Source organism: Dyella monticola, assembly GCF_003363155.1.
Taxonomy (GTDB): Bacteria; Pseudomonadota; Gammaproteobacteria; order Xanthomonadales; family Rhodanobacteraceae; genus Dyella_B; species Dyella_B monticola.
On record NZ_QRBE01000012.1, the window covers coordinates 1 to 26059 of the forward strand.

The following is a 26059-nucleotide window of genomic DNA, read 5'->3' on the forward strand; positions in this document are numbered from 1 at the left end:
TAGTTGCCCGCATCGCCACCGGTGATGCCGATGTTGTTGCTGACAGCAATGTTGCTGCCCGCATTCGGCGACGCGAAGGTACCGGCGGTGTCATTGGTCAGCGTGACATCGTCGCCGCCAAACACGCCGTTGAGTGTGGCGCCCGTCAGCGTCGCCGCTGTGCCGCCATCGTAGGTCTTGGTGTTGACGAGGGTGCCCGTCACGGTGAGCGTAGCTGGCGTGATACCCAGCGTGTCGGTGCCGCCGGCCAGCGTGTAATTGCCGGCCAGCGCCGAACCGTTGCCGGTCAGCGCCAGATTGTTGAGATTGAAATCCGCGCCCGTGTAACTGCCCACGTTCTTGCTGGACACGAAGCCCGAACCGCTCAGCGTCAGCGTGTCACCGTTGATACCGGTGAGCACGCCATTGCTGCCGAATAGCGTCGCATTGGCATCGGTGTTGGCATCGTAGACGCGCGTGCCACTCAGATCGAGTACGTACGGCGTGATGGTGCCGGTGAGCCCTCCTGGCTGCTGCAGCACGTAGTTGCCGGCATCGCCGCCACCGATGGTCATGCCGGTGCTGACGGGAATGTTGCCACCCGCATTCCCCGACGCAAAGGTGCCGATGCTGTCGTTACCCAGCGTAACGCTGTCGCCGGTAAAGATGCCGCTGAGGGTGGCACCGCTGAGCGATGCCGAGGTGGTGCCGTTGTAGACCCGGGTACCGACGAGGGTTCCTACCACGGTGAGCGTGGCCGGCGTGATCGACACATTGTCGGTACCGCCCACCAAGGTGTAGTTGCTCGCCGAGCCCGTGCCGTCGCTGAGCCCCAGGGTGCCGAGGTTGAAGTCAGCGCCCGTGTAGCCACCCACATCCTTATTCGAAACCGCACCCAGACCCGTCAATGTCAGCGTTTGGCCATTCACGCCGGTATTGATCACGCCATTGCTGCCGAAGATGCTGGCATTGGCATCGGTATTGGCGTCGTACACGCGCGCGCCACTGAGGTTGACCACGGCCGGGTTGATCGTCAGCGCATCGGCGCCGCCGATCAGTGTGTAGTTGCTCGCCGAACCCGTGCCACTGCTCAACGTCAGCGTATTGAGGCTGAAGTTCGCGCCCGTATAGCTACCTACGTTCGCACCCGTCACCGTGCCCGAACCATTTAGCCCGAGCGTTTCGCCGTTCACGCCGGTAAGCACGCCACTGGTGCCAAACAGGGCTGCATTGGCAGCCGCGGTGCTGTCGTAGGCGCGCGAAGCACTGAGGTTGATCACATAGGGTGTGACCGTCACCTGATCCGTGCCGCCGACCAGCGTGTAGTTGGTCGCCAGACCCGTGTCACTGGTCAACGCCAGCGTGCCCAGGTTGGCGAACGATTGCGTACCGACGTTCTTGCTGCTGAGCACGCCCGAACCGCTGACATTCACCGTTTCACCGTTGACGCCGGTCAGCACACCGCCGGCGAACAGGCTTGCATTGGCATCGGTGAGGCCGTCGTACATGCGCGTGCCGCTGAGATTGAGCACGTAGGGTGTGATGGCAAAGGTGTTGCTGGTGCCCAGCGTGTAATTGCTGGCCGAGCCGGTGCCATTGCTCAGCGCGAGCGTGCCGAGGTTGAACGTTCCGCCAACCTGTGTGTAGCCATTCACATTCTGGCTCGACACCGAACCCACACCGGTCACGGTGAGTGTCTCGCCATTCACGCCAGTGCTGATCACGCCACCAACGCCGAACGCGCTGGCATTGGCATCGATGTTGGCATCGTATTGGCGCGTGCCGGCGAGGTTGATCACGGCCGGGTTGATCGTCAGCGCATCGACGCCACCGATCAGTGTGTAGTTGCTCGCCGAGCCCGTGTCATTGCCCAACGCCAGCGTATTGAGGCTGAAGTTCGCACCCGTATAGCTACCTACATTCGTGCCCGTCACGGCACCCGAACCACTCAGCGTGAGCGTTTCGCCGTTCACGCCCGTAAGCACACCGCTGCTGCCGAACAGGGCTGCATTGGCCGAATTGGTGCCGTTGTAAGCGCGCGAACCACTGAGGTTGATCACATAGGGCGTGACCGTCACCTGATCCGTGCCGCCGACCAGGGTGTAGTTGGTGGCCTGACCCGTGCCGCTGGTCAGCGACAGCGTGCCCAGGTTGGCGAACGATTGCGTACCGACGTTCTTGCTGCTGAGCACGCCCGAACCGCTGACGTTCACCGTTTCACCGGCGACGCCGGTCAGCACGCCGCCGCCGAACAGGCTTGCGTTGGCATCGGTGACGCCGTCGTACACGCGCGTGCCGCTGAGATTGAGCACGTAGGGCGTGATGGCAAAGGTGTTGCTGGTGCCCAGCGCGTAATTGCTGGCCGAGCCGGTGCCATTGCTCAGCGCAAGCGTGCCAAGGTTGAACGTTCCGCCAACCTGCGTGTAGCCATTCACATTCGCGCTCGACACCGAACCTGCACCGGTTACGGTGAGTGTTTGGCCATTCACGCCAGTGCTGATCACGCCATTGACGCCAAACGCACTGGCATTGGCATCGGTGCCGGCATCGTACTGGCGCGTACCGGCAAGGTTGATCAGCGCCTGCTCGATGGTACCGGTGAGGCCGGTAGGCTGCGTGAGCGCATAGTTGCCCGCATCGGAGCCGCTGAGCGTAATGGCGGACGTGACGGAAATGTTCGTGCCCGCATTCGGCGAAGCAAAACTGCCGACATCGGTGGCAATCGTAACGTTGTCGCTACCCAGCACGCCTTGCAGTTGTTGAGTACCGCCCAAGGTCGCGTTGGTGGTGCCGTCGTATGTCTTGGTGTCCACCGTCGTACCCGTGATGGTCAACGGGGCCTTGGTGATCGTCAGTGTGTCACTGCCGCCGATCAACGTGTAGTTGGTCGCCTGGCCGGTACCGCTGGTCAACGTCAGCGTGCTGAGATTGAATCCCTGCGAACCAGTGGCCGAACCGGTACCTGTATAGGTGCCGACCTGCTTGTTCGATACCGTACCGGAGCCGCTCAGGGTAAGCGTTTCGCCATTCACGCCAGTGAGCGTGCCACTGCTTCCGAATACCGTTGAATCGACTGTGGTGGTCGTGTCGTACGTACGCGTGCCGGTGAGGTTGAGCACGTAGGGCGTGATGGCAAAGGTGTTGCTGCTGCCCAGGGTGAAGTTGCTGGCCTGGCCCGTGCCATTGGCCAACGCCAGCGTGCCAAGGTTGAATGTTCCGCCTGTTTGCGCGTAGGTATTTACATTCGCGCTCGACACGGAACCGACACCGGTCACGGTGAGTGTTTCACCATCCACGCCGGTATTGATCACGCCGCTGCTGCCGAACGCATTGGCGTCGGCAGCGGTGCTGGCGTTGTACTGACGCGTGCCGGCGAGCGTGATCACCGCCTGGGTGATGGTGCCGGTAAGCCCGGTGGGCTGCGTAAGCACATAGTTGCCACCATCGGTACCACCCAGCGTGATGTTGGAGGCGACGGCGATATTCGCGCCCGCATTCGGCGAGGCAAAATTGCCGACGTCGGTGGCAACGGTGACGTTATCGCCGCTCAACACGCCTTGCAGCGCTTGCGTGCCGCCCAAGGTCGCACTCGTGGTGCCATCATAGGTCTTGGTGTTCACCGTGGTGCCAGTGATGGTCAGTACGGCCGGCGTGATTACCAACGTATCGGCGCCACCGATCAGCGTGTAGTTGCTGGCCAGATCCGGACCCGAGCCGGTCTTGCCGGCGGCAACCAGAGCCAGCGAATCGAGATTGAACGGCTGCGAGCCCGTGCTTGAGCCGGTGCCGCTGTAGGTGCCTACGTTCTTGCTGGACACCGAGCCTTGGCCACTCAAGCTAAACGTATCGCCGTTGAGACCGGTGATCGTGCCGAACAAACCGCCCATCGCATCCGTGCTGGCATCGTAGATGCGCGTGCCACTGAGGTTGAGCACGTAGGGCGTGATCACGCCGTTATTGCCCGCAGCGCTGGCGGGCAGAATGTAATTGGAAAGCAGCGTGCCGCTGTTGGCCACGAAATCCGACACCACCAGCGTGGATTGCACGCCCAGGCCCGTGCCTGCATTGGTCGTGGTGTAGCTGGCTGTGGCGGACTGCGGAATGCTGGCCCCCTGCCCGCTCACAAAACCAGTCAAGGTGTAGTCCGACGCGGTAAGCGTGGCCGAATCGGTGCCGTCGTAGACCTTGGTGGGACTGCCGGTGATCACCGCCGTCAGTTGTGCCGGCGTGATGTCTGCCGAGAGGCCACCCGGTTGCGTCAACGTGTAGTTGCCGGCCTGCGCGCCACTCAACGTAAAACCGCTGGCAGCGACGGCCAGGTTGTCACCCACGTTGGTCGTGATGAAGGTACCGTGTGCACCTGTGGTGGACAGCCCGACGTTATCGCTGCCCAACACGCCATTGAGCGTGAGGCCGCCGCCAACGTCGAGGGTATCGCTGTTGGTGCCGTCGTAGACCTTGTTCGCAGCCGTGACCCCGCTGATGGTGAGCGTTGCCGGCGTAATATTCGCGGTCAGACCAGAGATGGGTTGCAGCGCGTAGTTGGAAGCGGCGCTTCCGGAAAGGGTGAAGCCATTGGCCGTCACCGCGATACCATTACCGACGTTCACTTGCGCAAACGTGCCGGACGTAGACGTGTTGAGCGTAACGTTGCCCGCGTCCGTAGCGACCAGGCCGGCCAATCCCGCCGCGCCGATATTCAGCGTGTCATTGGTGGTGGTGTCATAGACCTTGTTGGTGGCATAGACGCCGGTGATGTAGAGCGGTGCCTGGGAAATATTGCCCAGGCCGGAAACCGCCGTCTGCAACGTGTAGTTGGACAGCAGCGTGCCGCTGTCGGCCGCATAATTGTTGGCAGTGAGCGTGCCGTTGATGCTGATGTTGTTGCCGGCATTGGCCGTGGCGTAGTTGAACGAGGCGGTGGGCGTGATCGTCGCGCCTTCGCCACTGACAAAACCGTTGATCTGAAAATTGGATGAGCCCAGCTGCGCGATTGCACTGCCGTCATACACCTTGTTGAGATTGCCGATCAGGCTGACCGTCAGCGGCGCCGGCGTAATGTCGCCCGTGGTGAACACGTACGTCGGAAAGCTGTAGTTGCCGGCACAGCTGCTGCCGCTGCCACAGGCAAAGGTGAAATCTGAAGCATTCAGCGTGACCTGGAACGGCTGGTTGTTGCCGACATTCTTGCTCGCGAAAAAGCCGGTGATGTTGGCATTGACGGATGCGCTGTCGCCATTCTGAAAGCCGGTCAGCGTGAAGTCTTGCGTATAGGTGCCACCACTTTCGGCGTTGAGCAGATACGTGTTGGTGCCGTCATACACCTTGCTCACCGGCTGATTGAGGCTGGCATTGATGCTTACCCCGACCGGCGCAGGGGTAATGGTGCCGAAGCCGTTGGCGATGGTCGGCAATACATAGTTCGACAGCAAGGTGCCGGATCCGGCCGTATAGTTGGCGCCGGTAAGCGTTGCGCTGACGCCTTCGATGCCGGCATTGGCCGATGCATATAGACCACCGGTCGGTGCATTCAGCGTAATGCTGTCGCCGCCGATCAGGCCGGATAAGGTGAAATTGCTGGAGCCAAGCGTGGCCGCCGTCGTGGCGTCGTACACCTTGGTCGGATTGTTGACGATCGACACCACCAGCGGCGCCGGATCGATCGTGCCCAAGCCGGTGACCGTGTTGATGAAGGTGTAGTTCGAAAGCGACGTACCCGAGCCGGGCGTAAAATCCGACGGCTGCAAGGTAGCTGTCACGCTAATGTTGGAGCCGGCGTTGGATGATGCGTAAATCGCCGGACTTTGCGACACCACCGCACTCTGGCCGTTCACGAAGCCGGTAATGGTGAAATCACCGCTGGTCAACGTTGCCGCATCGGTGCCGTCATAGATCTTGGTGGGGCTGCCGGAGAACGCAACCGTCAGCAGCGCCGGCGTGATGTTGGCCGTCAGTCCCGTCGGTTCCACCAAGGTGTAATTGCCGGCCGCCGAACCGGTAAGGCTCAAGCCGCTTGCCGACACCGCCAGATTACTGCCAACGTCCGATTGGCTGAACGTGCCGGCAGCCGTGCCGGTTAACGAAACATCATCGCTGCCCACTACGCCGTTGAGCGTGACGCCGCCGGTGTTCAAGGTATCGGCGGTGGTGCCGTCGTACACCTTGTTGTTCGCCGTGACGCCGGTCAGCGTGAGCGCTTTGGCCGTGATGTCCGCGGTGAGATTGGTGGGCGCGATCAACTGATAATCGCCGGCCTTCGAGCCGCCGAGCGTAAAGCCACTGATCGTGACCCCAATATTGTTGCCGGCATTGGCACTGGCGAACGTACCGGTGCCGCCCGTGCTCACCAGCGAAACGTTGCCCGAATCCTGCGAGATCACACCGTATATGCTGGCGTTGCTGAGATTGAGCGTATCCGTCGTGGTGCCGTCATAGACCTTGCTGTTCGCCAGCAAACCGCTGAGCAACACCGGTGCCGGCGTGATCGTGCCCGCGCCCGTGGCCGATGTCGGCAAGATGTAATTGGAAAGATTGGTACCGCTGTTGGCGACAAAGTTGGTGATGGCGAAGGCCGCGCTGACCTGCTGGCTGCCCGCATCTGCACCGGCATAGGCCACGGAGCTGGGCTGGTTCACCGTCGCGCCCTGTCCCGCCACAAAACCGGTGAGCTGATAGTTCGAAGAACTCAGCGTGGCGGTCGTCGTCCCGTCGTACACCTTGGTCGGGTCGCCGATGATGCTGGCCGTCAGCTGCGCCTGGAGGATCGTGCCGATGTTCGCCGTCGCCAAGCCGGATAAACCATAGCCATAAATCGTAATGCCGGCCGCATTGGTGATATCGAAACCGGAGATCGCCGACGGCGTGGTGATGGCGATGTTCGACCCGGCATTGGATGTTGCATACGTGCCGGTGGCCGAGGCAATCTTGTCGCCGTTGATCAATCCACTCGTCGTGAGATTGGCGGTTGTCAGCGGCGCACTGGTCGAGCCGTCATAGGTTTTGGACACGCTGCCGGCAACGCCCGAAACCGTCAGCGTGGGCGCCACGCTATAAAGCAGACCGTTGCCCGTCGTCACCGGCGTGGTCGACGACGTCGCGTTGTACTGGATGAAATTCGGCGTAAGGCCGCCGGTGGTATCGGACGCGGGATTGGTCGAATAGATCAACCACGGCGCGGACGTACCGGTACTCACCGCGGTGCCGCCGGCGTCGTTGACGAAGTTGGTGGCCGTCACCAGCGTGACGCCACCGCCACCCTGGATCGAGGCGCCCGAGGCGATGGTGATACCGCCACCGCTGGTGCCGGTGGCCTGCATCACCACCTTGCCCTCATTGCCACCGCTGATGACCGCGTTGACGTTGATGCCGTTGTAAGCCTGCAAGGTCAGCGTGGCGGCCGCGTTATTCCAGCTGATGGCGCTGTTGACGTTGATGTTGCCCGGATCGCTGGAACCCGAAGCCTGTACGCCCGCGCCGGACGCACCGCTGGAAGTGGTCTGCTCGGTGACATTGGTACCGCCATTGAGCGTGCTGGAAATAGTGGCGGCAGCGGTGCTGTCGATGCTCAGGTCGGTCGGATCGACCAGCCAGGTACCCGCCTGTCCGCGTGGCGCTGCGGCAGTGATGTGCGCGCCGCTCGCCAGATTGAAATTCGCCGCGGAGGTTTCAATGGAACCACCGTTGCCACCGTTCGGCGCGCTGGCATCGAGCGTACCGCCCACATTCACCTGGCCCGCGTCCATGCCGCCGACCAGGGTGATCGTGCCGTTGTGGTTCTGCACCGTCTGCGCCTGCACCACGCCGGTGTTGTTCACCACGCTGGCGAGCAAGGCGTCCTTCGCGCCGGCGGTCATGATGACGCGACCGCCGTCGGCGACGATCAACTGGCGATTTTCCGCGAGGTTATCAAGCGTGCTCTGATCTACCTGCAGATGCACGAGCTGATTGCCCGCAAAGGTGAGCGTGACGGCGCTGCCGCCAGCAAGCGCCACCGTGCCCAACTGCGCCGTGATCGTGCCCTGGTTGGAAACCCGGTTGCCAAGCAATGCGATGTAGCCGCCGTTGGCCGCCGTCAACCTGCCGCGATTGACGATGCCGCCTTTGCCTGAACCACTGAAAAGCCGATTGCTGGAGTCGAGCGTATCGTCCTGAAGATCCAGCGTCGAGGCGACCAGGCCGCCGACATTTACTTGCGCATCGGGCCCGAACAAAATGCCATTGGGATTGATCAGCCACACTTGCCCGTTGGCATTGAGGTGTCCGTAGATCGCGCTGGGTGTGCTGCTGAAAATACGGTTGACCGCGATGGCATCGCTGCCCGGCTGCACGAAGTCGACCGTCTGGTTCGGCGCGATGTTGAAGCTTTGCCAGTTCAGCGACAGCGTCGGGCTGGTCTGGCGGATCGTGGTCGTCGTGCCGTTCTGCTGGATCTGTCCTGAGCCTGCAACGATCTGGCCGCCGACGGGACCTCCGCTCGCATAGGCGAGGCTGGTCATCCCAAGCGCCGTGGCCAGCATCGACAACACGGCAAAGCGCCTTCCCAGTGCGTGCTTGCGCGAATCGACACACACGACGACGTCACGCCCATCGGGGCGGCTGCGGTACGAGCGACGCATAGAGCTCATTGGTATGACACCCATGTCAAGTTGTAGGAGTGACAGCCCCTCTTCCGTGACGCGGACCGTGCAGCTTGCCCACGCGGACATCGAATGCCACGCACACGGCTCTACCGGCCCAAACCGCGTCCACGTCGCGGAAACGACCGCAACAAGACGCTGGCTGCCTGGCCAGTGATACCTACGCGTGTCTATCGACGGGCGCCGAATACTTGACGCGCCCTGCCCCCCTCAACGTTTGCGGCCTAACCGCGCATCGGCAAACGTGACGGGATCGCCCCCTGTTCCCTCTGAATTCAATGAAGACTGCAGCCAAAACGAGACGCCGTACCCAACTTTCACGATCACAAAGTGCAACCATTGCACTCCCGCCTTCCGTGGCGTACGCGCCGTCTCGCGGCACGCGAACTTTAAGTTTTCGGCGCGTACCCCACAATCTCCAACACATGCCGATACTTGCACTTCCTTGCAGATGTGAAGGCGTGCGCGATCTTGTCCCCGTCAGTCGAGGGCCAAGGTATAACCGACCCCTCGCACGGCAATCAGCGGCAATGTCGCTTTTGCCTTCCTTGCGACCTTCTGCCGCAAACGGTGGATCAGCATTTCAAGCCGCGCCGGATCAAAGCCTGGCACTACGGTGGAAAGCTCCTCCAGCAGCACACTGCGTGTGGTGGGCTCGGGCATCGATGCGGTCAGCCGGTTGAGCAGCAATCGCTCAGGCAGCGACAGTGCAATGGCTACGCCGCCGGGCGCGACCAGCCGCCACCCGCTCGCCTCCAGGCGCCAACCGGTGGATGCCAACTCCATGGCTGCGGCATTGCCAACGCGGCGGCTCAAGCTATGCAGGGAAGCGGCCAGCACGTCCACGTCGACCGGTTTGGTGAGGTAGACGTCGGCCCCTTCGATCAATCCACGCACACGGTGCGCGGTGGAATCGATTTCCGACAGCACCACGATGCCGATATCCGACAGCGCACGGAGATGGCCCACGAGCTCGAAGCCGTCTTCGTCCGGCAGCGTGATATCCAACACCACCAGGCGAAAACGCTCCACCACGATGGAACGGTAAAGTTCTGTTGCGCTGCCAACGCCCCATGCATTGAAACCGCATGCCTTCAACCCGGGCACCAGAACCTCATCTCGCAACTGTGCATCGTCTTCCACGATGAGCACGTTGCCCTTCACACCCTCAACCATGCCTTATCCCCGCTCCTGACTCGTCTCCAGGGCTGGTTTTGGCGGCCCCGCCGCGTCGGCTGTCCCAGACCGCATATTCGCGGGAGGTTACGACCGGGAACTTGTAAAAGTCCATGTGCAACTTGGCGGAACGTGCCTTCTAGTCGACGGGATGATCATTGCCGATCTGCGATACGCCAGCGTATGCACACGTTAACATGCTGCGTCGGTGGTTATTTCTTCGACACATACGCGTTTTCGGCAACATACCAGCGCCATGGATAATCCACCGCCTTGGTGAGGCCGATGCGCGTGGTTCGCACCGGCCGTCTTGGTGGTGGCGTACCGTCGTCGACGATGGTGTAGCTTTCGCCTTGCGTGAGATCGATGCCATTCTGCAGTTTGGTGATGCTCATCGCTTGCGTAAGGCATGCAGGGCCATTACAAAGTTGTCGATCGTTCTTGGCCAGGGGCCGCGCGGCGTACATCCGTTCCAGACCGGCAATCGGTTGCAGCGCACGAATGAGCACGGCATTGCCGGGCCCGCACACGGCATTGCAGCACCAGTGCATGCCATAGGTGAAGTACACATACATGTGACCCGGAGGCCCGAACATCACTTCGGTGCGCGCCGTTTTACCGCGGTAGGAATGCGCGGCAGGATCATCCGCCCCGCGATAGGCCTCCACTTCCACGATGCGCCCTGCGCGCCCGTCGCGGCACATCAACACCTTGTTCAACAGCTGAGGCGCCACCCGCAGCGGATCGCGAGCATAAAACGAACGATCGATCGGACGCGGTAATGCTTGTTTCCGGGGTGTAGCCATGACGGCATGGTAAAGCATGCCAAGCGGCCCGTTTGCCGAGCAGAGGACCGCCTGTAACGCGGCGAAATCGGGCATATCGAGGTACCATCTCGCGTCTTGCCCGGATAAACGCCATCATGACCACACCATTGCTCTCTTCGTGCGGCGATCTTCTGGATGAGGTACGTCGCCAATCGCCGCTCGTGCAATGCATCACCAACTACGTTGCGATGAATCTCGCCGCCAACGTGCTGCTGGCAGCAGGCGCATCGCCGGCGATGGTGCATGCGCCGGCAGAGGCCGGTGAATTTGCCAGGCTTTCCGGTGCAGTCACGATCAACATCGGCACGCTTTCCACGCTTTGGCTGGAAGGCATGTGCGAGGCCGCAAAAGCCGCGCACGAAAGCGGCAAGCCGTGGGTGCTTGACCCAGTCGCCCATTTCGCCACGGCGTTTCGACGCAAGGCCACGGAAGCACTGCTTGTGCTGCGCCCCACGGTGATTCGTGGCAACGCATCGGAAATCATGGCACTTGCCGGTGATGCAAGTTCCGGGCGCGGTGTGGATAGCGGCGACAGTGTCGAACGTGCCGAAGTCTCGGCCATGGTGCTGGCGCGGCGCGCGCACGCGGTGGTTGCCGTCACCGGCGCCGTCGATTTCGTCACCGATGGACGCGACAGCGTACGCATCGCGGGTGGCTCCGCGCTTATGCCCAAGATCACCGCCATGGGTTGCGCGCTTACCGGCCTGGTGGGCGCATGCGTTGCCGTAGCGCCGGCAGCGCCGCTGATGGCAACGGTTTGCGCGCTGGCATGTTTCGGTGTGGCCGGATCGCAGGCAGCGCAGACCGCACAGGGCCCCGGTTCGTTTGCGTGGCAATTCATCGATGCGCTCGCCGCCCTGGATGGCACCGCGCTTAAAGCACACGCGCAGGTCACGCACGCATGAGGTCACCGTTCGATCTTTCCCTGTATCTGGTGCTCGATCCCGATCTATGCCGGCGACATTCTTTGGTGGAAACCGCGCGCGAAGCCGTCGCCGGTGGCGTCACCGTCGTGCAAGTGCGTCACAAGCACGCCTCGACCCGCGAACGCATTGCGCTTGCGCGTGAGGTAAAGGACGCCTTGCGCGGCACGCACGCATTGATCGTCATGAACGACGACATCGATGCCGCCATCGAAGCGGGCGTGGACGCGGTCCATATCGGGCAGCGCGATACCGAGCCCACTTTGGCGCGCGCGCGCATCGGCCCGCACATGATCCTGGGCTTGTCGGTGAACTCCGACCATGCGGCGCGCATGATCGATCCCTCGCTGATCGACTACGTGGGTGTGGGGCCGGTCTTCGCGACGTCGACCAAGCCCGATCACGCCAAGCCGATCGGCCTGGACGGGCTCGCGCGTATCGTCAGCCTCTGCCCCTTGCCGGCGGTCGCCATCGGCGGCCTGAAGGCGGAGCACATCGAACATGTGCTTGCAGCAGGGGCGCAAGGCGTGGCGGTGGTATCGGCCATCTGCGGAACGGACGACCCGGGCGCGGCCTCGGCCGAGCTGTGGGCCTGTATTCAAGACGCGCGCGGCAAACGGTGAAATTGTCGTGAAAGAGCCAATTTTGGCTCCTGTACCTGACAGTAAAGCCTCCGATATGCGATAAATGGCGCGCCGGGAAGTCAGGCGCCGAGGGGGGGCCCCTCCTCAACATGGATGACCGATGCCCGACCGGGCTGCCGTCAAGGCAGCCCGTTTCTATTTCTGCGATTCCGAAAACGGCGGCATGGTCGTCATGCGGCTCACCGAATGCATTGCAGGAACATAGCGTGCTTGCCTGCGCCTCATCGGCATGTCGATGTTTCGGCACCGCGATGCACAGACAAACTTGACGCGTGCGCAACATGTCGTAGGGGAGCCTAGCGTATAGGCAACGCAGGAGCGCAGAGATGACCACGCACAAGAAAAAATCACACCATCACCACGCCACGCCCGCCGAGAAGTTGCACGAATTGGCCCATGCCAAGCAGGAACAAAGCAGGCAGACACCATCGTGGCCTGGCGCGCGCGAACAAGCACAACCGCAGCACGCCAACGCACCACCTGCAGACGAAACGGTGCCACGTGATACGCAACATGCGCCGCCTTCCGAAGCGAGCCATGAGCGCAACGACATCAACAAGCGCCATCACTGAACCCTAGCGGCCATAGGAGTGAATCCACTGGCTGGTGCGGCATGTTGATGAGCTGATGATCATCAGCGAAGGCCTGCTGGTCGTTTCGTTGTTTTTCACGGGTCTCAAATTATGCATACCGGGCGGCTCCGTCATGGCGCGTGGATGGCCGGACAATGCTTTGCTCGTTACATCGTCGGCCTGATTTTCCGACAACAGCAAACGCTAGCTGACGAGCTTCGTTGCCAATCATGCACCCGCCACAAAAGCTGCACAGCCCCTGCACGCCGTTCTTCCTAGGTTCCTTTGAGTAAATCTCATCAGTCACACCCGCTGTGCAAGCAGCACTCATCGGAGTCCACGTGCATGAGCAAGCCAACCGTCGGAGATTTCATCGTCGAACGACTGCACGAATGGGGTATTCGCCGTATTTATGGTTATCCCGGCGACGGCATCAACGGCGTGCTCGGCGCGTTGAACCGCGCGAAGGGAAAGATCCAGTTCATCCAGGTGCGCCATGAAGAGATGGCCGCTTTCATGGCATCGGCACATGCCAAGTTCACCGGCGAGCTGGGCGTGTGCATCGCTACCTCAGGCCCTGGCGCGGCGCATTTGATCACCGGTCTTTACGACGCACGACTGGATCACATGCCGGTGCTCGGCATTACCGGTCAGCAGGCGCGCGCTGCATTGGGCGGCCACTATCAGCAAGAGGTGGATTTGGTGTCGATGTTCAAGGATGTCGCCGCGTCATTCGTTCAACAGGCTATCGTGCCGGCGCAAGTGCGTCACATCGTCGACCGCGCCGTGCGTATCGCGGTGGGTGAACATGCCGTCACTGTGATGGTCCTGCCCAATGACTTGCAGGATCTTCCCTATGAGCCGCCTGCGCGCAAACACGGCACGGTGCATTCGGGCGTCGGTTATCGAAAGCCGAAAGTCGTGCCGTACGACGATGATCTGCGGCGCGCGGCCGAGGTGCTTAATGCGGGCAAGAAAGTTGCCCTCCTGGTGGGTGCCGGCGCCATGCACGCGACCGACGAAGTGATCGCGATCGCCGACAAACTCGGCGCGGGAGCCGCCAAGGCACTGCTAGGCAAAGCGGTTTTGCCCGACGACTTGCCCTGGGTCACCGGCTCCATCGGCCTGCTCGGCACGGAGCCAAGCTGGAAACTGATGACCGAATGCGACACGTTGCTGATGATCGGTTCGGGCTTCCCCTATTCCGAATTCCTGCCTAAAGAAGGCCACGCGCGCGGCGTGCAGATCGACATCAAGGCCGACATGTTGAGCCTGCGTTATCCCATGGAAGTGAATCTCGTCGGCGATAGCGCGGAAACGTTACGCGCGCTGCTGCCGCTGCTGGAGAGCAAGGAGGATCATTCCTGGCGTGAGGACATCGAAGGGTGGATGAAGGACTGGTGGAAGAAACTCGAAGCGCGCGCGCTGGCCAAGGCTGACAACGGCGTCAATCCCCAGCGCACCGTATGGGAACTGTCGTCGCGCATTCCCGCCAACGCCATCGTCACCAGTGACTCGGGCTCGGTTGCCAATTGGTACGCGCGCGATCTGAAAGTGCAACGCGGCATGCTGTGTTCGCTTTCCGGTGGACTCGCTTCGATGGGCGCTGCCGTGCCTTATGCGATCGCGGCGAAATTCGCTTATCCACAACGGCCGGTGATCGCACTGGTCGGCGATGGCGCCATGCAGATGAACAACATGGCCGAACTGATCACCGTGGCCAAGTACTGGAAGGAATGGGTCAATCCATGCTGGATCTGCATGGTGCTGAACAATGCCGACCTCAACCAGGTCACCTGGGAACAGCGCGTGATGGAAGGCGATCCCAAGTTCGAGGCATCGCAGGACATTCCTTCCGTGCCGTATCACCGCTTTGCGGAAATGATCGGCCTGCGCGGCATCTACGTGGACAATCCCGAACGCCTCGGCGCCGCCTGGGAAGATGCGCTGCACAGCGATCGTCCGGTATTGATCGAAGTGAAAGCCGATCCGGAGATACCGCCGCTTCCGCCGCACATCACGCTGCAGCAGGCCAAGGCGTTTGCATCCACCTTGATGGCCGGCGATCCCGAGCAAGGACACATGGTGCGCGATACCGCGCGACAAGTGTTGAGCGCGGTGTTGCCGGGGCAAAAGAGCAAAGACAAGTAGAACGCGCAGCGTGGGCACATCCGCGCGCAGGGTTGCCCCGCGCCAGAGGTACGCATGGATTTCAGGAGCAGGCCGATGACGAACAACCGCATGCGGTGGGCTGGCATCGCCTGCATACTCGCGGGCGTTGCGGCTACCGCGGCGGTGATGGAGCGGCCGCAGCAGCGACGTCTGTGCAAGCGGGCGCGGCAGGTGCATATCGAAACCTCGCGCGCGTTCAATCGCAGCTCCGCCCTGCTCGCGGGCTCCGTGCTTGCCGATAGTGCGATGGAGCATTACCGCGGTTCGTTTTCCAATCCGGTGATGTATGTGCCGCCGCTGGTCGCCACCTTTTCAATACTGGCCGGATTGCATGGCGGCGCCGATCGCCACGCACAGACACATACGGTGCGCCACGCCATCTACTGGGGCGCGGCCCTCACCGGCCTGGCTGGAACCGGCTTTCACGTTTACAACGTCATGAAACGTCCGGGCGGCTGGAACTGGAATAACCTTTTCTATGCCGCTCCGATGGGTGCACCCACCGCGCTGTTGTTGTCCGGCGCCTTGGGGGCAGCGGCCGAACGCCTGCGCAATCAGCCTGCCAGGGCACCGCGCTTGTTGGGCATGCCCGCGGGCAGAGCCTTGGGCTTATTGAGTGGCATCGGCCTTGCGGGCACGGCGGCCGAAGCATGGCTGCTGCATTTTCGCGGCTCCTTCCAGCACAAGGCGATGTATGCGCCGGTCAGCATTCCACCGGCGGCCAGCGCGTTACTGTTGCACGCCGCCCTGACCTCGCCGCAGCCACGCTGGCTTGCACGCGTGATGTTGCGCATGACGTGGCTGGTGGGCTGGCTGGGCCTTGCATTCCACGTGCGCGGCGTAGCGCGTCACCATGGCGGATGGCGCAACTGGAGCCAGAATCTGTTCAACGGGCCGCCGGTACCTGCGCCGCCGAGTTTCGCCGCGATGGCGCTCGCCGGCCTTGCCGCCTTGCGACTAAGGGAGAGGGAACCACGATGAGCATGCATACCTCGCGCTATCCCGGTTACGACGTCTTGCGCAAACGCGATACACCGTCATGGGACGAGCCCACCCGCAAGGTCATCAAGGAGCGTCTCGCCACACCGTCCGATCCGCGCTTTCTGGATGCCGTGCAATGGCGCGCGCTGGAAGCGCTGTGCGCATGCATCGTGCCGCAACCGATCGATCGTCCGCGCGTGCCCCTGGCCGGGATGATCGATATGCGCCTGCACGCCAACGCTGGCGACGGCTTCCGTTATGCGCGCCTTCCACCGTTACGCGAGGCGTGGCGCATCGGCCTGGCTGCGCTCGATGAAGAAAGCAAAGGCCGCCACGAGCTTCCCTTCGCCAGCATCGAACCTGCCGCGCAAAACGCGCTGCTCAAGCACATGCAACATGGCGAACTCGCCAGTGGTGCGTGGCAAGGCATGGATCCGCAGCTGTTTTTCACACACCGCGTGTTGCCCGATATCTGCGGTGCGTATTACTCCCATCCGCTTGCCTGGAACGATATCGGCTTCGGCGGTCCGGCCAATCCGCGCGGCTATGTGCGCATGTACTATGACCGGCGCGATCCATGGGAAGCTGTGGAGGCAAAACCAGGCAAGGAACGTCAGGCGCTAAAGGAAAACCGCCGTGTCCGGTGATCCGCAACACGAGCCGCGCGGCAAGAACGGTCGCGCACCGGATGTGCTTCGCGTGGGAGGCTGGATGCCCATGCGCGAATATCCCCAAAACGAGGCGGTGGATTTCGCCATCGTCGGCACCGGTGCAGGCGGCGGCACCCTCGCCTGCCGCCTCGCCGAAAAGGGGTTCAAAGTTATCGCCTTCGACGCCGGCGCGTGGTGGCGGCCGCTGGAGGAATTCGCATCCGACGAATCGCATCAGAAGAAGTTGTTCTGGACTGACGAACGCCTGTGCGACGGTGAAGATCCAATCAAGCTCGGCAACAATAACAGCGGCAAGGCCGTCGGCGGAAGCATGGTGCACTTCGCCATGGTCTCGTTGCGCTTTCGGCCCGAATGGTTCAAGTCCCGCTCGATATTGGGCTATGGCGCCGACTGGCCGATCGACTGGCGCGAGATGTGGCGTTACTACCGCATCGTAGAAAACGCACTGAAGATTTCCGGACCGGTGACCTATCCATGGGGACCCAAACGCGGACGCTACCCCTATCGCGCGCACGAGTTGAACGCTGCCGCGATGGTGCTTGCGCGCGGCGCCGAAGAGATGGGCATCGCGTGGTCGCCCACCCCGCTCTCCACGCTCTCGGCACCACGCGGACTGGCGCACCCTTGCGCGTATCGCGGCTTTTGCGTTTCCGGCTGCTCCACCAACGCCAAGCAAAGCACGCTCAATGTATGGATTCCGCGGGCCGTCAAGGCGGGCGCGGAAATCCGTGACCTGGCCATGGTCGGCCGTGTTGCCGTCAACGAGGCCGGACTGTGCACCGGCGTGGACTATTTTCGCGAAGGACGTTGGCAATTCCAGCGTGCCAAGCACGTGGTCGTCGCCGGTTACGCGATCGAAACCCCTCGCCTGCTGTTGCTTTCGGCCAATGGTCGCTTTCCCGAGGGCCTGGCCAACAGCTCCGGGCTCGTCGGCAAGAATTTCATGGTGCAAAGCAATCAAGCCGTGTGGGGCCTGATGGATGAAGAAATCCGCGCCTACAAAGGTCCACCTTCGCTTGCCATCACCGAACACTGGAACTACGCCGACAAAGGCAAAGATTTCTTCGGCGGCTATGCCTACATGAGCCAGGGGCCATTGCCCGTGGTGTGGACACTTACCCAAACAAAACGTGGCCTATGGGGCGAGGCATTGCTCAAGGAGATGCAACACTACAACCACCAGGTGGGCCTGAAGATGGTCGGCGAAACCTTGCCGCAAGAACGCAACTGCATCACCCTCGCCGATGAAAAAGACGCGTACGGCCTGCCCATCGCGCGCGTCACGCATGCGTACTGCGACAACGACCGCCGCCTGATCGAACACGCACTCGACTTCATGGGCAAGGCGCTCGACGCCGGCGGCGCCAAGGACATCTGGCGCGAAACCGACGACACCTGCCACCTCAATGGCAGCGCACGCATGGGCAGCGATCCGCGTACGAGCGTAGTGAATGCCGATGGCCGCAGTTGGGATATCCCTAATTTGTGGATCTGCGATGGGTCGGTGTTTCCGACCGTAGGCGGAGTGAATCCGTCGTTGACGATTCAGGCGATTGCGTGCCGGACCGCGGATCGCATCGGGGTATTGGCGGCGCGGGGAGAGCTGTAGCGCCGCATGTCATTAATGTAAAAGATCACCCGCTATGAAACGCACGGCTACCCGCTCATAGCGAGCTCACCCAGCGGAAACAGGGGGGAACAAACCGGCTGTACCTAAAATACCGTCGGCGGCAACGTCTGTGACGGCGGCGACCGCACCAGCCCCAGCAAATCCTCGCTCAACATCGAAGCATGCGTCGCAAACAATCCATGCGCTGCACCCTCATACGGCCGAAAAATACACCCCGGCAATAAATCCGCCGTCCGCCGTCCATTCGCCGCAAACGGTGCAATACGATCCTGCGTGCCATGGATCACCAGCGATGGCAGATTGATCGCAGCGGCCATGTCACCGGTGAAATCCGTTTCCGCGAAGGCACGCACACACGAAAGCATGGCGATACGCGATGCCGGCTCGGCCAATGACTTGATCCAGTCCACCATCGGGCGCTTCACATCCGCACCTTCAAACAACCGGTCAACGAACTGGTCCATGAACGTGAAACGATCAGCGCGTATGTGCGTGCATACGTCATCGAACTTGGCGTCGTCCGCGCCGTCGGGATTGTCTTTGCTTTTAGTGACCGATGGCGTAACCGTACTTACCAACGCCAAACGCGCGACTCGCTGGCCAAGGTGGCGACTCATATAGCGCACCACTTCACCCGCCCCCATGGAGAAACCCACCAACGTCACATCATGCAGGTCCAAAGCATCGAGCAACGCTTTCAGGTCATCCACGAGGCGATTGTAGTTGTAGCCATCGAAAGGCTTGGACGATTTACCGAAACCACGCCGATCATACGCGACGACGCGGCATCCGCTGCCGGCAAGTGCGTAAACCTGTTCCTCCCACATCGCATGATCGAAAGGCCATCCATGCAACAACACGATGGGCGGTCCATAGCCGATATCCTCGTAAAACAGCTCGATCGGACGGCCCAGGCTGTCGGTTTCTACCTGAAGCATGCTCATGGGAGTCTCCTATCTTCCAACGAAACCTAACGTCGCGGTAATGAAGGGGATGTCACCGCAAAGGATCGTGCAACATTTATTGCACGGCAGATTCACTTCACCGAACCCTGGTTGGATGGTTTGGCTTCCTGCTCCATAAACAGATAGCTGATGCGCGGGTTGGCGATTTCAATGCCGATATCGCGGAAGTTCTGCATGATGCGCCGATTGAGTTCACGCTGAACTCCCCAGCGACCCGAGTCATTGCATTGCATCTGGCCGACGATGGTGACCTTCGAGCCATCCACCGAATCTACGCCCCATATTTCCAGATCCTTGAGAATGGACTTCTGGAAGGCCGGTTCGGCACGCAGCTCTCTGCCGATTTTTTTCAATTCCTCTATCGCGCGTTCCACGTCCTCACCGTAGGCCACGCTCACGCTCATCGACGCATTGCCGATGCCACGGTTGATGTTGTTCACCGTGGTAACGGAGCTGAAGGGGACGGTGTAAAGCGAACCGTCTCCGCCGCGCAATCGCACCGTGCGCACCGAGAGATATTCCACCGTGCCGGATACGCCGGCGACAGTGACCCAGTCCCCCACCTGCATGGCGTTTTCCATCAACAGGAAGATACCGGTAATGAAATCCTGCACCAGCTTCTGCGAACCAAAGCCCAGCGCCACACCGACGATGCTCGCACTGGCAAGCAGCGGCGTGGTGTTGATGCCGATTTCGTTCAGAGCCGTGAGCCCGACGACCAGCACCACAACGATAAGCAGACTGGTGCGCATCATCGGCAACAGCGTGCGCAGTCGTGCGGCACGCATCAGGTCGCCATGCTCGGTCCACAGCGCAATGCGCCGTTCGATGCTCAAGCTGGCCGCCTCCCACACGACGATGGCGATAATCGTCGCAACCAGAATGGTCAGTGATGCCGAAGCGAGGCTGTGGCCCACGGCGCTGTGCGCAAACCAGCCGATCGAATCCAAGCCCCACGCCTGACACAGTGCGATGAGGGTGAATACGGCAATGAAGAATGACACCAGCCCGTTGATGATCGGGTAATAGCGATGAGCGAGCCGGCTGCGTGCATCGTGGGCATTGGTGCCGGCATCGTCATCGTGATGGAAAAGACGCCCCAACGCACCTTGTACAAGTATCGTCAGGACCCTCGCCACGATCAGGATGCCGGCCGAAATCCCGATGAAATGGATGAGTTTCGGAAAGCCATCTTCGACGCCGAGTGCCCATACCACCCACACGCCCAGGACGAAGACCGCGGCAAACAAAGCCCATACGCGCGCCAGCCAATTGCGCGCTCCGGCGATCAGGCCCCGCGCGTCCGGCGCTGCGGCGATAGCGCGGCCCACCGGATGGCGCAACTGCAGGATGAGAATCACAGCGGCGACATGCACAAACAGCGAAATCAGCTTGATGAAGGCCATGCGGCTCGCGGCGCCGCCACCGAGTGTCTGCAATGCATCGCCAAAAGCCATGCCGAAGGCTGCCAGGAAAACAATGCCGCGCATCCAACCGAGCACGGTCCTGGTTGTCCGATGGCTGACGCGCAACACGCACAGTCCTGGCCCTTGGGGCGACACCAGCAATCGCAAGATGGCCATGGTGATGCGCATGCTGATATACGCATCGATGAAGCTGCTGACAATGGCGTGGATGCGATCGTCGTCGCCACCCAGTGCGCGCAGCACAAGACCGGAGACAATGAAGAACACCAGCAACGGAAACAGGTTGATCAGCAACACGACGGCAGCGAACAGCAGATGGTGCAGCGCGTTCACGTAGCGGGCTGGCATGGCATGGTCGGCATGCTTGTATGACGCCCGTGACGATGATCTCTCCTGCCGCACATGGTCCGCCTGCGAACCGGCCGCGCTGTTCTGCACTCCTACGCGCACTGGCTCCACCTTATCCACGCCGTGTTCGCTCGTGTGTACCAGGGCTACATCGTCCGTAGGCGGTTGCACGCCGGCCTCGGTTTTCGCCTGCTCCGCGCCCTTCTTCTCCGCGGCGCGCGATGCTTCCGCATGGTGTGCGGCCACCGCGCGTTCGCGCGCTTCACGCGCGCGGTCGCGCCCCTCCACGGCATCGGCTTTGGCAACCAGGGCGCACAACGGCCGCCTCAACGCGAAATGCAACAGCCACTCCAGCACCAGACCCGCGGCAAACACACCCGCCAGCGCACCAGCCGCATGCAGTAACAGTTGGCGATCGGACGCATTGGCGATATGGCCGCCCGAACGTTCGAACAGCTTGATCAACGCAACCAGCGATTTACCTGCTTCATCGACCTGAAGCCCCAGCCCGGCGGCCCACAATCCGATCTGGCGCAAGCTGCGGGCAATCAGTCCATTGGCTTGCAGCGGCACAATGGGCTTCGCTGTGGGTGTCGTGGCCGCAAGCTTGGCGGTTGAGGATGCGGCCTTGCCTGCCGTGGCGGGTGGTTGCGTCGCGCCGCTTTGCACGCAGGCCGGGTTGGTGCTGCTCGATGCCGAGGCCGGTTCGGCGGCGGTGGCCGAAAAAGACGCCACAGCAAAGATGCCTGCACTGATCAGGAAGGTCAGCGCGACGTTCCGGCACATCGTTACGATAAAGCGCGTTGCAGTCACTGCCGCGTGATGCATGCGTACGTTCGTGGACGCACGCGACGTTGCGGAAGAAAATGATGGACCACGATGTTTCGAGCGCAATGCAACGTTTGCAGCAGCAGTGCGCGACGATGACGCCATCCATTCAATCGCACGTTGCACGCGCATTCCAAGCGCCATCAATGCAGTGCATCTCCGCGTAAAGGTACTTAACAACCGTGCACTGTCGTCCGTAAACGTTGTGTGCAGAGGAAGTTGTTCACGCCTTTATGCCGGTGACATCGGTGCAAATTGTGGTGGCAATTGCGCGGCGACTCGTCTCGCGATCTTCACTTTCCCACGCTGCTGGCTGTACGCAAGTTTGATCATCCGCGCCCTAACCTCAAGCATAACGACTGCAATGATTGGCGAATCGTCGCCTTGCAGAAAATTCATGAGGCTGACTGGATGGCCATCGTAAAACCCGCACACAGGACTTATCCGCCACGCCGGCAGCAGAACCGCGCTACCGCTTCCGTAGCACATCGTCGGCGGCCGGACCTGCCTCCCAGCGGCGTGCGCATCGACCGTGGAGAGAACGAGAAAATACTGTTCGTCACCACGGAAATGACCGACTTCGTGAAAGCGGGCGGACTCGGCGATGTCTCTGCCGCCCTGCCCCGTGCGCTCGCCAGGCACCACGACGTGCGCGTGCTGTTGCCGGGCTACCCGAGCGTACTCAAGGCGGGCAAGTCGATGCGCATCGTCGGAAGAACACGCAGCCATCACAGGCTTCCCGCGTGCGAGATTGGTGAACTGCGTCTGGATGATGGCCTGTCCGTGCTGGTCGTGTGCAATGCCGATTTGTACGAGCGCGAAGGCTCGCCCTATACGGACGCACACGGGCACGAGTGGCCGGACAACGATATCCGCTTCGCCACGCTTTCCCACGTCGCCGCCGACATTGCGCTCAAGCATGCCCAACTCGACTGGCGTCCTGATCTTTTGCACTTGAATGACTGGCCGTGCGCCATGGCCGCGCATTACCTGGATGGCGAGCACAGCGCAGTGCCGACCGTGCTCACAATTCACAACCTGGCCTATCAAGGCGTGTTTTCCGCTTCATCGGCCAGTGGCATCGGCATGTCGACCCGCAGGCGCATTGATCACGATCATCGCGGACGCGTGTCGTTCCTGCACGAGGGCATCGCCAAGGCCACCTGCCTCACCACCGTCAGCGAGAGCTACGCACAGCAGATCACCGAACCCTTGTACGGTTGCGGTCTGGAGGCGCTGTTGCGCAAGCGTTCGCTGGAGGGACGCCTGGTCGGCATCGTCAACGGCATCGACCAGAGCTGGGACCCGCAGAGCGATCCTGCCTTGGTTTCGCCCTTCGCCATCGGCGAGTGGGACAAGCGGCAGATCAATACGCACGAGCTGCGCAAGGAACTTGGCCTGCGCGAACAAAACGGCCCGCTGTTTGCCGTGATTTCGCGCATGGTGCAGCAAAAAGGTGTCGACCTGATTTGCGAGGCGGCGCCGCAGATCATCGCTGCCGGTGGCCAGCTTGCGTTGATCGGGCGCGGCGATCCAGCGATCGAGCGCACCATCGCGCGCCTGGCGCGGCGCTTTCATGGCCGCGTGGCGGCACACATTGGTTTCGAGGAAGGCCTGGCGCGGCGCATGTTCGCCGGCGCGGACTTCCTGCTCATGCCTTCGCGCTACGAACCGTGCGGTCTCAGCCAGATGTACGCACAAGCGTATGGCTGCCTGCCGGTTGCACACGCAACCGGTGGCCTGATCGACACCATCGAAGATGGCGTTACCGGCCTGCTGTTCCGCAACGCAAACGTATCGGAGCTGCGCGGCTGCCTGCAGCGCGCCTTCCGAATTTTTGCCGAACGGCTGCTGCTCAATGCCATGCGCGGCGCGGCGATGCTCGAAAAACGCGGCTGGGATGGTCCGGGCCGGCAATACGTGGCCCTGTACCGCCGGATGTTGCCGCAGAAGGCGGCGGCGTGAGGGCCAATTCAGGCACCGCCGCGGTGCCGCCGACACGCCTCGACGCGTGCATTCCCAAGGACGTTCTGCATGCATTGGAGCAGGGTCGCTGCGGTGATCCGTTCGAGTGGCTGGGCCTGCACCAGCACAATGATCACTGGTATGTCGCGACCGTGGTACACGGCGCTGCGGCAGTGGATATCGTGCTTTTACCTGACGGCGAAGCATGTTCGGCGCAACGCATTGGCGAAGGGGTGTTCGCGGTGTACCTGGCACACCGCCCCGACGCCTATCGCCTGCGCATCCATTGGCCCGAGGGCAAGGAAGTGATCGCAGATCCTTACGCGTTCGAGCCGCTGCTCACCGAAGGCACGCTGCGCGCGTTCCATGCCGGCGAGCTGAATCATCCAGGCGATATCCTCGGCGCGCACGTTGTGCACACCAACGACGTCAGCGGCGTGCACTTTTCCGTGTGGGCACCGAATGCGCGGCGCGTTTCCGTGGTCGGCAATTTCAATCGATGGGACGGCCGCCGCCATGCGATGCGCCGGCACGATCACGAGGGTCTGTGGGAAATCTTCATTCCCGGCGTGAAAGCGGGCGCGTTCTATAAATTCGAACTGCTCGATCAACATGGACATCTGTTGCCACTGAAGGCCGATCCGTTCGCGCGACAGACCGAAGCGCCTCCCGCCACCGCCTCCATGGTGGCCGCTCCGTTATCGGTGAACTGGCACGACGCGTCGTGGATGGGGCATCGCGGCTCGGTGGATCACGATCACCTGCCCATATCCATCTACGAAGTCCATCCCAGCTCATGGCAATGGGATGAATACGGCCAGCCGCTTACCTGGGATGCACTCGCCAGGCGACTGATTCCCTATGTGCAGGAACTTGGTTTCACGCACATTGAACTGCTGCCGATCAGCGAATACCCGTTCGGTGGTTCGTGGGGCTATCAGCCGATCGCGATGTATGCACCCACCGCACGCCTGGGCAACCCAGATGCGTTTGCGCGCTTCGTGGATTCCTGTCACGTGGCGGGCATCGGTGTGATCCTCGACTGGGTCAGTGCCCACTTTCCCTCCGACGAGCATGGCCTGCGCGATTTCGACGGCACCAAACTCTACGAACACAGCGATCCGCGCGAAGGCGTGCATCAGGATTGGGATACGCTGATCTACAACTACGGTCGCCACGAAGTACGCCAGTACCTGCTCGGCAGTGCGGCGCACTGGGTGCGCAATTTCCACGTGGATGGCCTGCGCGTAGACGCCGTGGCAAGCATGCTGTATCGCGATTACAGCCGCCCCGAGGGCGAATGGATTCCCAACAAGCATGGCGGACGCGAAAATCTCGAGGCGATCACCTTTCTGCAAGCGCTCAATAGCGCGATGGCACGCGAACAAGCAGGCGTGCTGATCATGGCGGAGGAATCCACCGCCTGGCCGGGCGTCACGCGTAGCGCCGCCGAAGGCGGCCTCGGCTTCAGCTACAAATGGAACATGGGCTGGATGCACGACAGCCTGAGTTATATGCAGCGCGATCCACTTTATCGCCGTTATCATCATCACGATCTTACGTTCGGCATGGTGTATGCGTATTCGGAAAAATTCGTGCTGCCGCTGTCGCACGACGAGGTGGTGCACGGCAAAGGGTCACTGATCGCGCGCATGCCGGGCGATCACTGGCGTCAGTTCGCCAACCTGCGTGCGTATTACGGCTTTATGTGGACGCACCCAGGTAAGAAGTTGCTGTTCATGGGGGGCGAGTTTGCGCAACACCGCGAATGGCACCACGACCGTTCGCTGGATTGGCACTTGCTGAACGACCCCATGCATCGCGGCGTGCAACATTTGATCTGCGACCTCAACCGCCTGCTCGTGCATGAAGCTGCATTGCATCGCCTCGACCACGATCCAGCCGGCTTTCAATGGGTGGTGGGCGACGACACGCATGCCTCCGTCTACGCGTATTTGCGCCACGGCGGCGAAGGTGTCGCACCCATCCTGGTGATCTGCAATTTCACGCCGGAAATGCACGTTGGTTATCGCGTGGGCGTACCCGAAGGCGGTTTATGGCGCGAGCTGTGCAACACCGATAGCGCGCACTACGGCGGATCGAATCAGGGCAATGGCGGCCAGGTACATGCCGACGAACTGGGCTGCCGCGGACAGCCGTTTTCGCTGGCGTTGGTGCTACCGCCACTGGCGACGCTGATCCTTCGGCCCGACCGGAGCGAGACGTGAATGCGCAAGCAGGAGGCACGCATGCCAGCGCGGATCCGCCCCCTCTCCCGTAGGAGAACACGTCGTTCTTCATATCCATGAACTTCG

At 61.6% G+C, this 26059-nt stretch carries 14 protein-coding genes; 9 read left to right on the forward strand and 5 right to left on the reverse strand.

The genetic code is table 11. The annotated features are described in order from the left end of the window. From DWU98_RS16975 to DWU98_RS16985, 3 genes are all read right to left on the reverse strand, one after another. Positions 1–8594 (reverse strand): beta strand repeat-containing protein (locus DWU98_RS16975; protein WP_115496764.1); only part of this gene is annotated, 8594 nt, incomplete at its 3' end. Between the two features lie 501 nt (positions 8595–9095). After that, positions 9096–9791: a response regulator transcription factor gene (locus DWU98_RS16980; RefSeq protein WP_115496765.1), complete on the reverse strand. Its 696-nt coding sequence runs from the start codon at positions 9789–9791 to the stop codon at positions 9096–9098. Positions 9792–10003: 212 nt separating this feature from the next. Continuing rightward, positions 10004–10561 (reverse strand): DNA-3-methyladenine glycosylase, encoded by a 558-nt coding sequence (locus DWU98_RS16985; protein WP_230474907.1) that lies wholly within the window; start codon positions 10559–10561, stop codon positions 10004–10006. Between the two features lie 152 nt (positions 10562–10713). Between DWU98_RS16985 and thiM the strand changes: the two genes are divergently transcribed. The 7 genes from thiM (at position 10714) to DWU98_RS17020 (ending at position 18190) form a co-directional block, all read left to right on the forward strand. Then, entirely contained in the window at positions 10714–11523 is an 810-nt protein-coding gene (gene thiM, locus DWU98_RS16990; protein ID WP_115496766.1) for a hydroxyethylthiazole kinase, read from the forward strand. Further along, positions 11520–12164, forward strand: a complete 645-nt coding sequence (gene thiE, locus DWU98_RS16995; RefSeq protein ID WP_115496767.1) for a thiamine phosphate synthase — start codon at positions 11520–11522, stop codon at positions 12162–12164. The genes thiM and thiE overlap by 4 nt, the downstream gene beginning before the upstream one ends. A gap of 347 nt (positions 12165–12511) precedes the next feature. Continuing rightward, entirely contained in the window at positions 12512–12757 is a 246-nt protein-coding gene (locus DWU98_RS17000; RefSeq protein ID WP_115496768.1) for a hypothetical protein, read from the forward strand. A 345-nt stretch (positions 12758–13102) separates the two neighbouring features. Continuing rightward, complete coding sequence (locus DWU98_RS17005) at positions 13103–14908, forward strand: thiamine pyrophosphate-requiring protein (RefSeq protein WP_115496769.1); 1806 nt, start codon at positions 13103–13105, stop codon at positions 14906–14908. Positions 14909–14983: 75 nt separating this feature from the next. Continuing rightward, entirely contained in the window at positions 14984–15910 is a 927-nt protein-coding gene (locus tag DWU98_RS17010) for a hypothetical protein (protein WP_230474891.1), read from the forward strand. Then, on the forward strand, positions 15907–16557 hold the full coding sequence (locus DWU98_RS17015; protein ID WP_230474892.1) for a gluconate 2-dehydrogenase subunit 3 family protein: 651 nt from the start codon (positions 15907–15909) through the stop codon (positions 16555–16557). The genes DWU98_RS17010 and DWU98_RS17015 overlap by 4 nt, the downstream gene beginning before the upstream one ends. Then, positions 16547–18190, forward strand: a complete 1644-nt coding sequence (locus DWU98_RS17020) for a GMC family oxidoreductase (RefSeq protein WP_115496770.1) — start codon at positions 16547–16549, stop codon at positions 18188–18190. The genes DWU98_RS17015 and DWU98_RS17020 overlap by 11 nt, the downstream gene beginning before the upstream one ends. A gap of 104 nt (positions 18191–18294) precedes the next feature. Here the strand turns inward: DWU98_RS17020 and DWU98_RS17025 are convergent, their stop codons facing one another. Further along, positions 18295–19155: an alpha/beta fold hydrolase gene (locus DWU98_RS17025; RefSeq protein WP_115496771.1), complete on the reverse strand. Its 861-nt coding sequence runs from the start codon at positions 19153–19155 to the stop codon at positions 18295–18297. 92 nt (positions 19156–19247) lie between these two features. Continuing rightward, positions 19248–21779, reverse strand: coding sequence for a mechanosensitive ion channel family protein (locus DWU98_RS17030; RefSeq protein ID WP_158545100.1), 2532 nt, complete (start codon positions 21777–21779; stop codon positions 19248–19250). A gap of 411 nt (positions 21780–22190) precedes the next feature. Here DWU98_RS17030 and glgA point away from each other — a divergent pair, with 411 nt between their 5' ends. Together glgA and glgB are read left to right on the forward strand one after the other, a co-directional pair. Continuing rightward, positions 22191–23744 (forward strand): glycogen synthase GlgA, encoded by a 1554-nt coding sequence (gene glgA, locus DWU98_RS17035; RefSeq protein ID WP_115496871.1) that lies wholly within the window; start codon positions 22191–22193, stop codon positions 23742–23744. A gap of 23 nt (positions 23745–23767) precedes the next feature. Continuing rightward, the gene (gene glgB / locus DWU98_RS17040; RefSeq protein ID WP_115496872.1) at positions 23768–25972 is read left to right on the forward strand and encodes a 1,4-alpha-glucan branching protein GlgB; all 2205 of its coding nucleotides are present in this window, start codon (positions 23768–23770) and stop codon (positions 25970–25972) included. The last annotated feature ends 87 nt before the right edge of the window (positions 25973–26059 follow it).

Bases quoted from the DNA above. Each gene is read 5' to 3' on its own strand.
- thiM (WP_115496766.1), top strand. From the start codon at position 10,714: ATGACCACACCATTGCTCTCTTCGTGCGGCGATCTTCTGGATGAGGTA.
- DWU98_RS17015 (WP_230474892.1), top strand. From the start codon at position 15,907: ATGAGCATGCATACCTCGCGCTATCCCGGTTACGACGTCTTGCGCAAA.
- DWU98_RS17025 (WP_115496771.1), bottom strand. From the start codon at position 19,155: ATGAGCATGCTTCAGGTAGAAACCGACAGCCTGGGCCGTCCGATCGAG.
- DWU98_RS17000 (WP_115496768.1), top strand. From the start codon at position 12,512: ATGACCACGCACAAGAAAAAATCACACCATCACCACGCCACGCCCGCC.
- DWU98_RS17030 (WP_158545100.1), bottom strand. From the start codon at position 21,779: ATGCATCACGCGGCAGTGACTGCAACGCGCTTTATCGTAACGATGTGC.
- glgA (WP_115496871.1), top strand. From the start codon at position 22,191: ATGGCCATCGTAAAACCCGCACACAGGACTTATCCGCCACGCCGGCAG.
- DWU98_RS16980 (WP_115496765.1), bottom strand. From the start codon at position 9,791: ATGGTTGAGGGTGTGAAGGGCAACGTGCTCATCGTGGAAGACGATGCA.
- DWU98_RS17005 (WP_115496769.1), top strand. From the start codon at position 13,103: ATGAGCAAGCCAACCGTCGGAGATTTCATCGTCGAACGACTGCACGAA.
- thiE (WP_115496767.1), top strand. From the start codon at position 11,520: ATGAGGTCACCGTTCGATCTTTCCCTGTATCTGGTGCTCGATCCCGAT.
- DWU98_RS17010 (WP_230474891.1), top strand. From the start codon at position 14,984: ATGACGAACAACCGCATGCGGTGGGCTGGCATCGCCTGCATACTCGCG.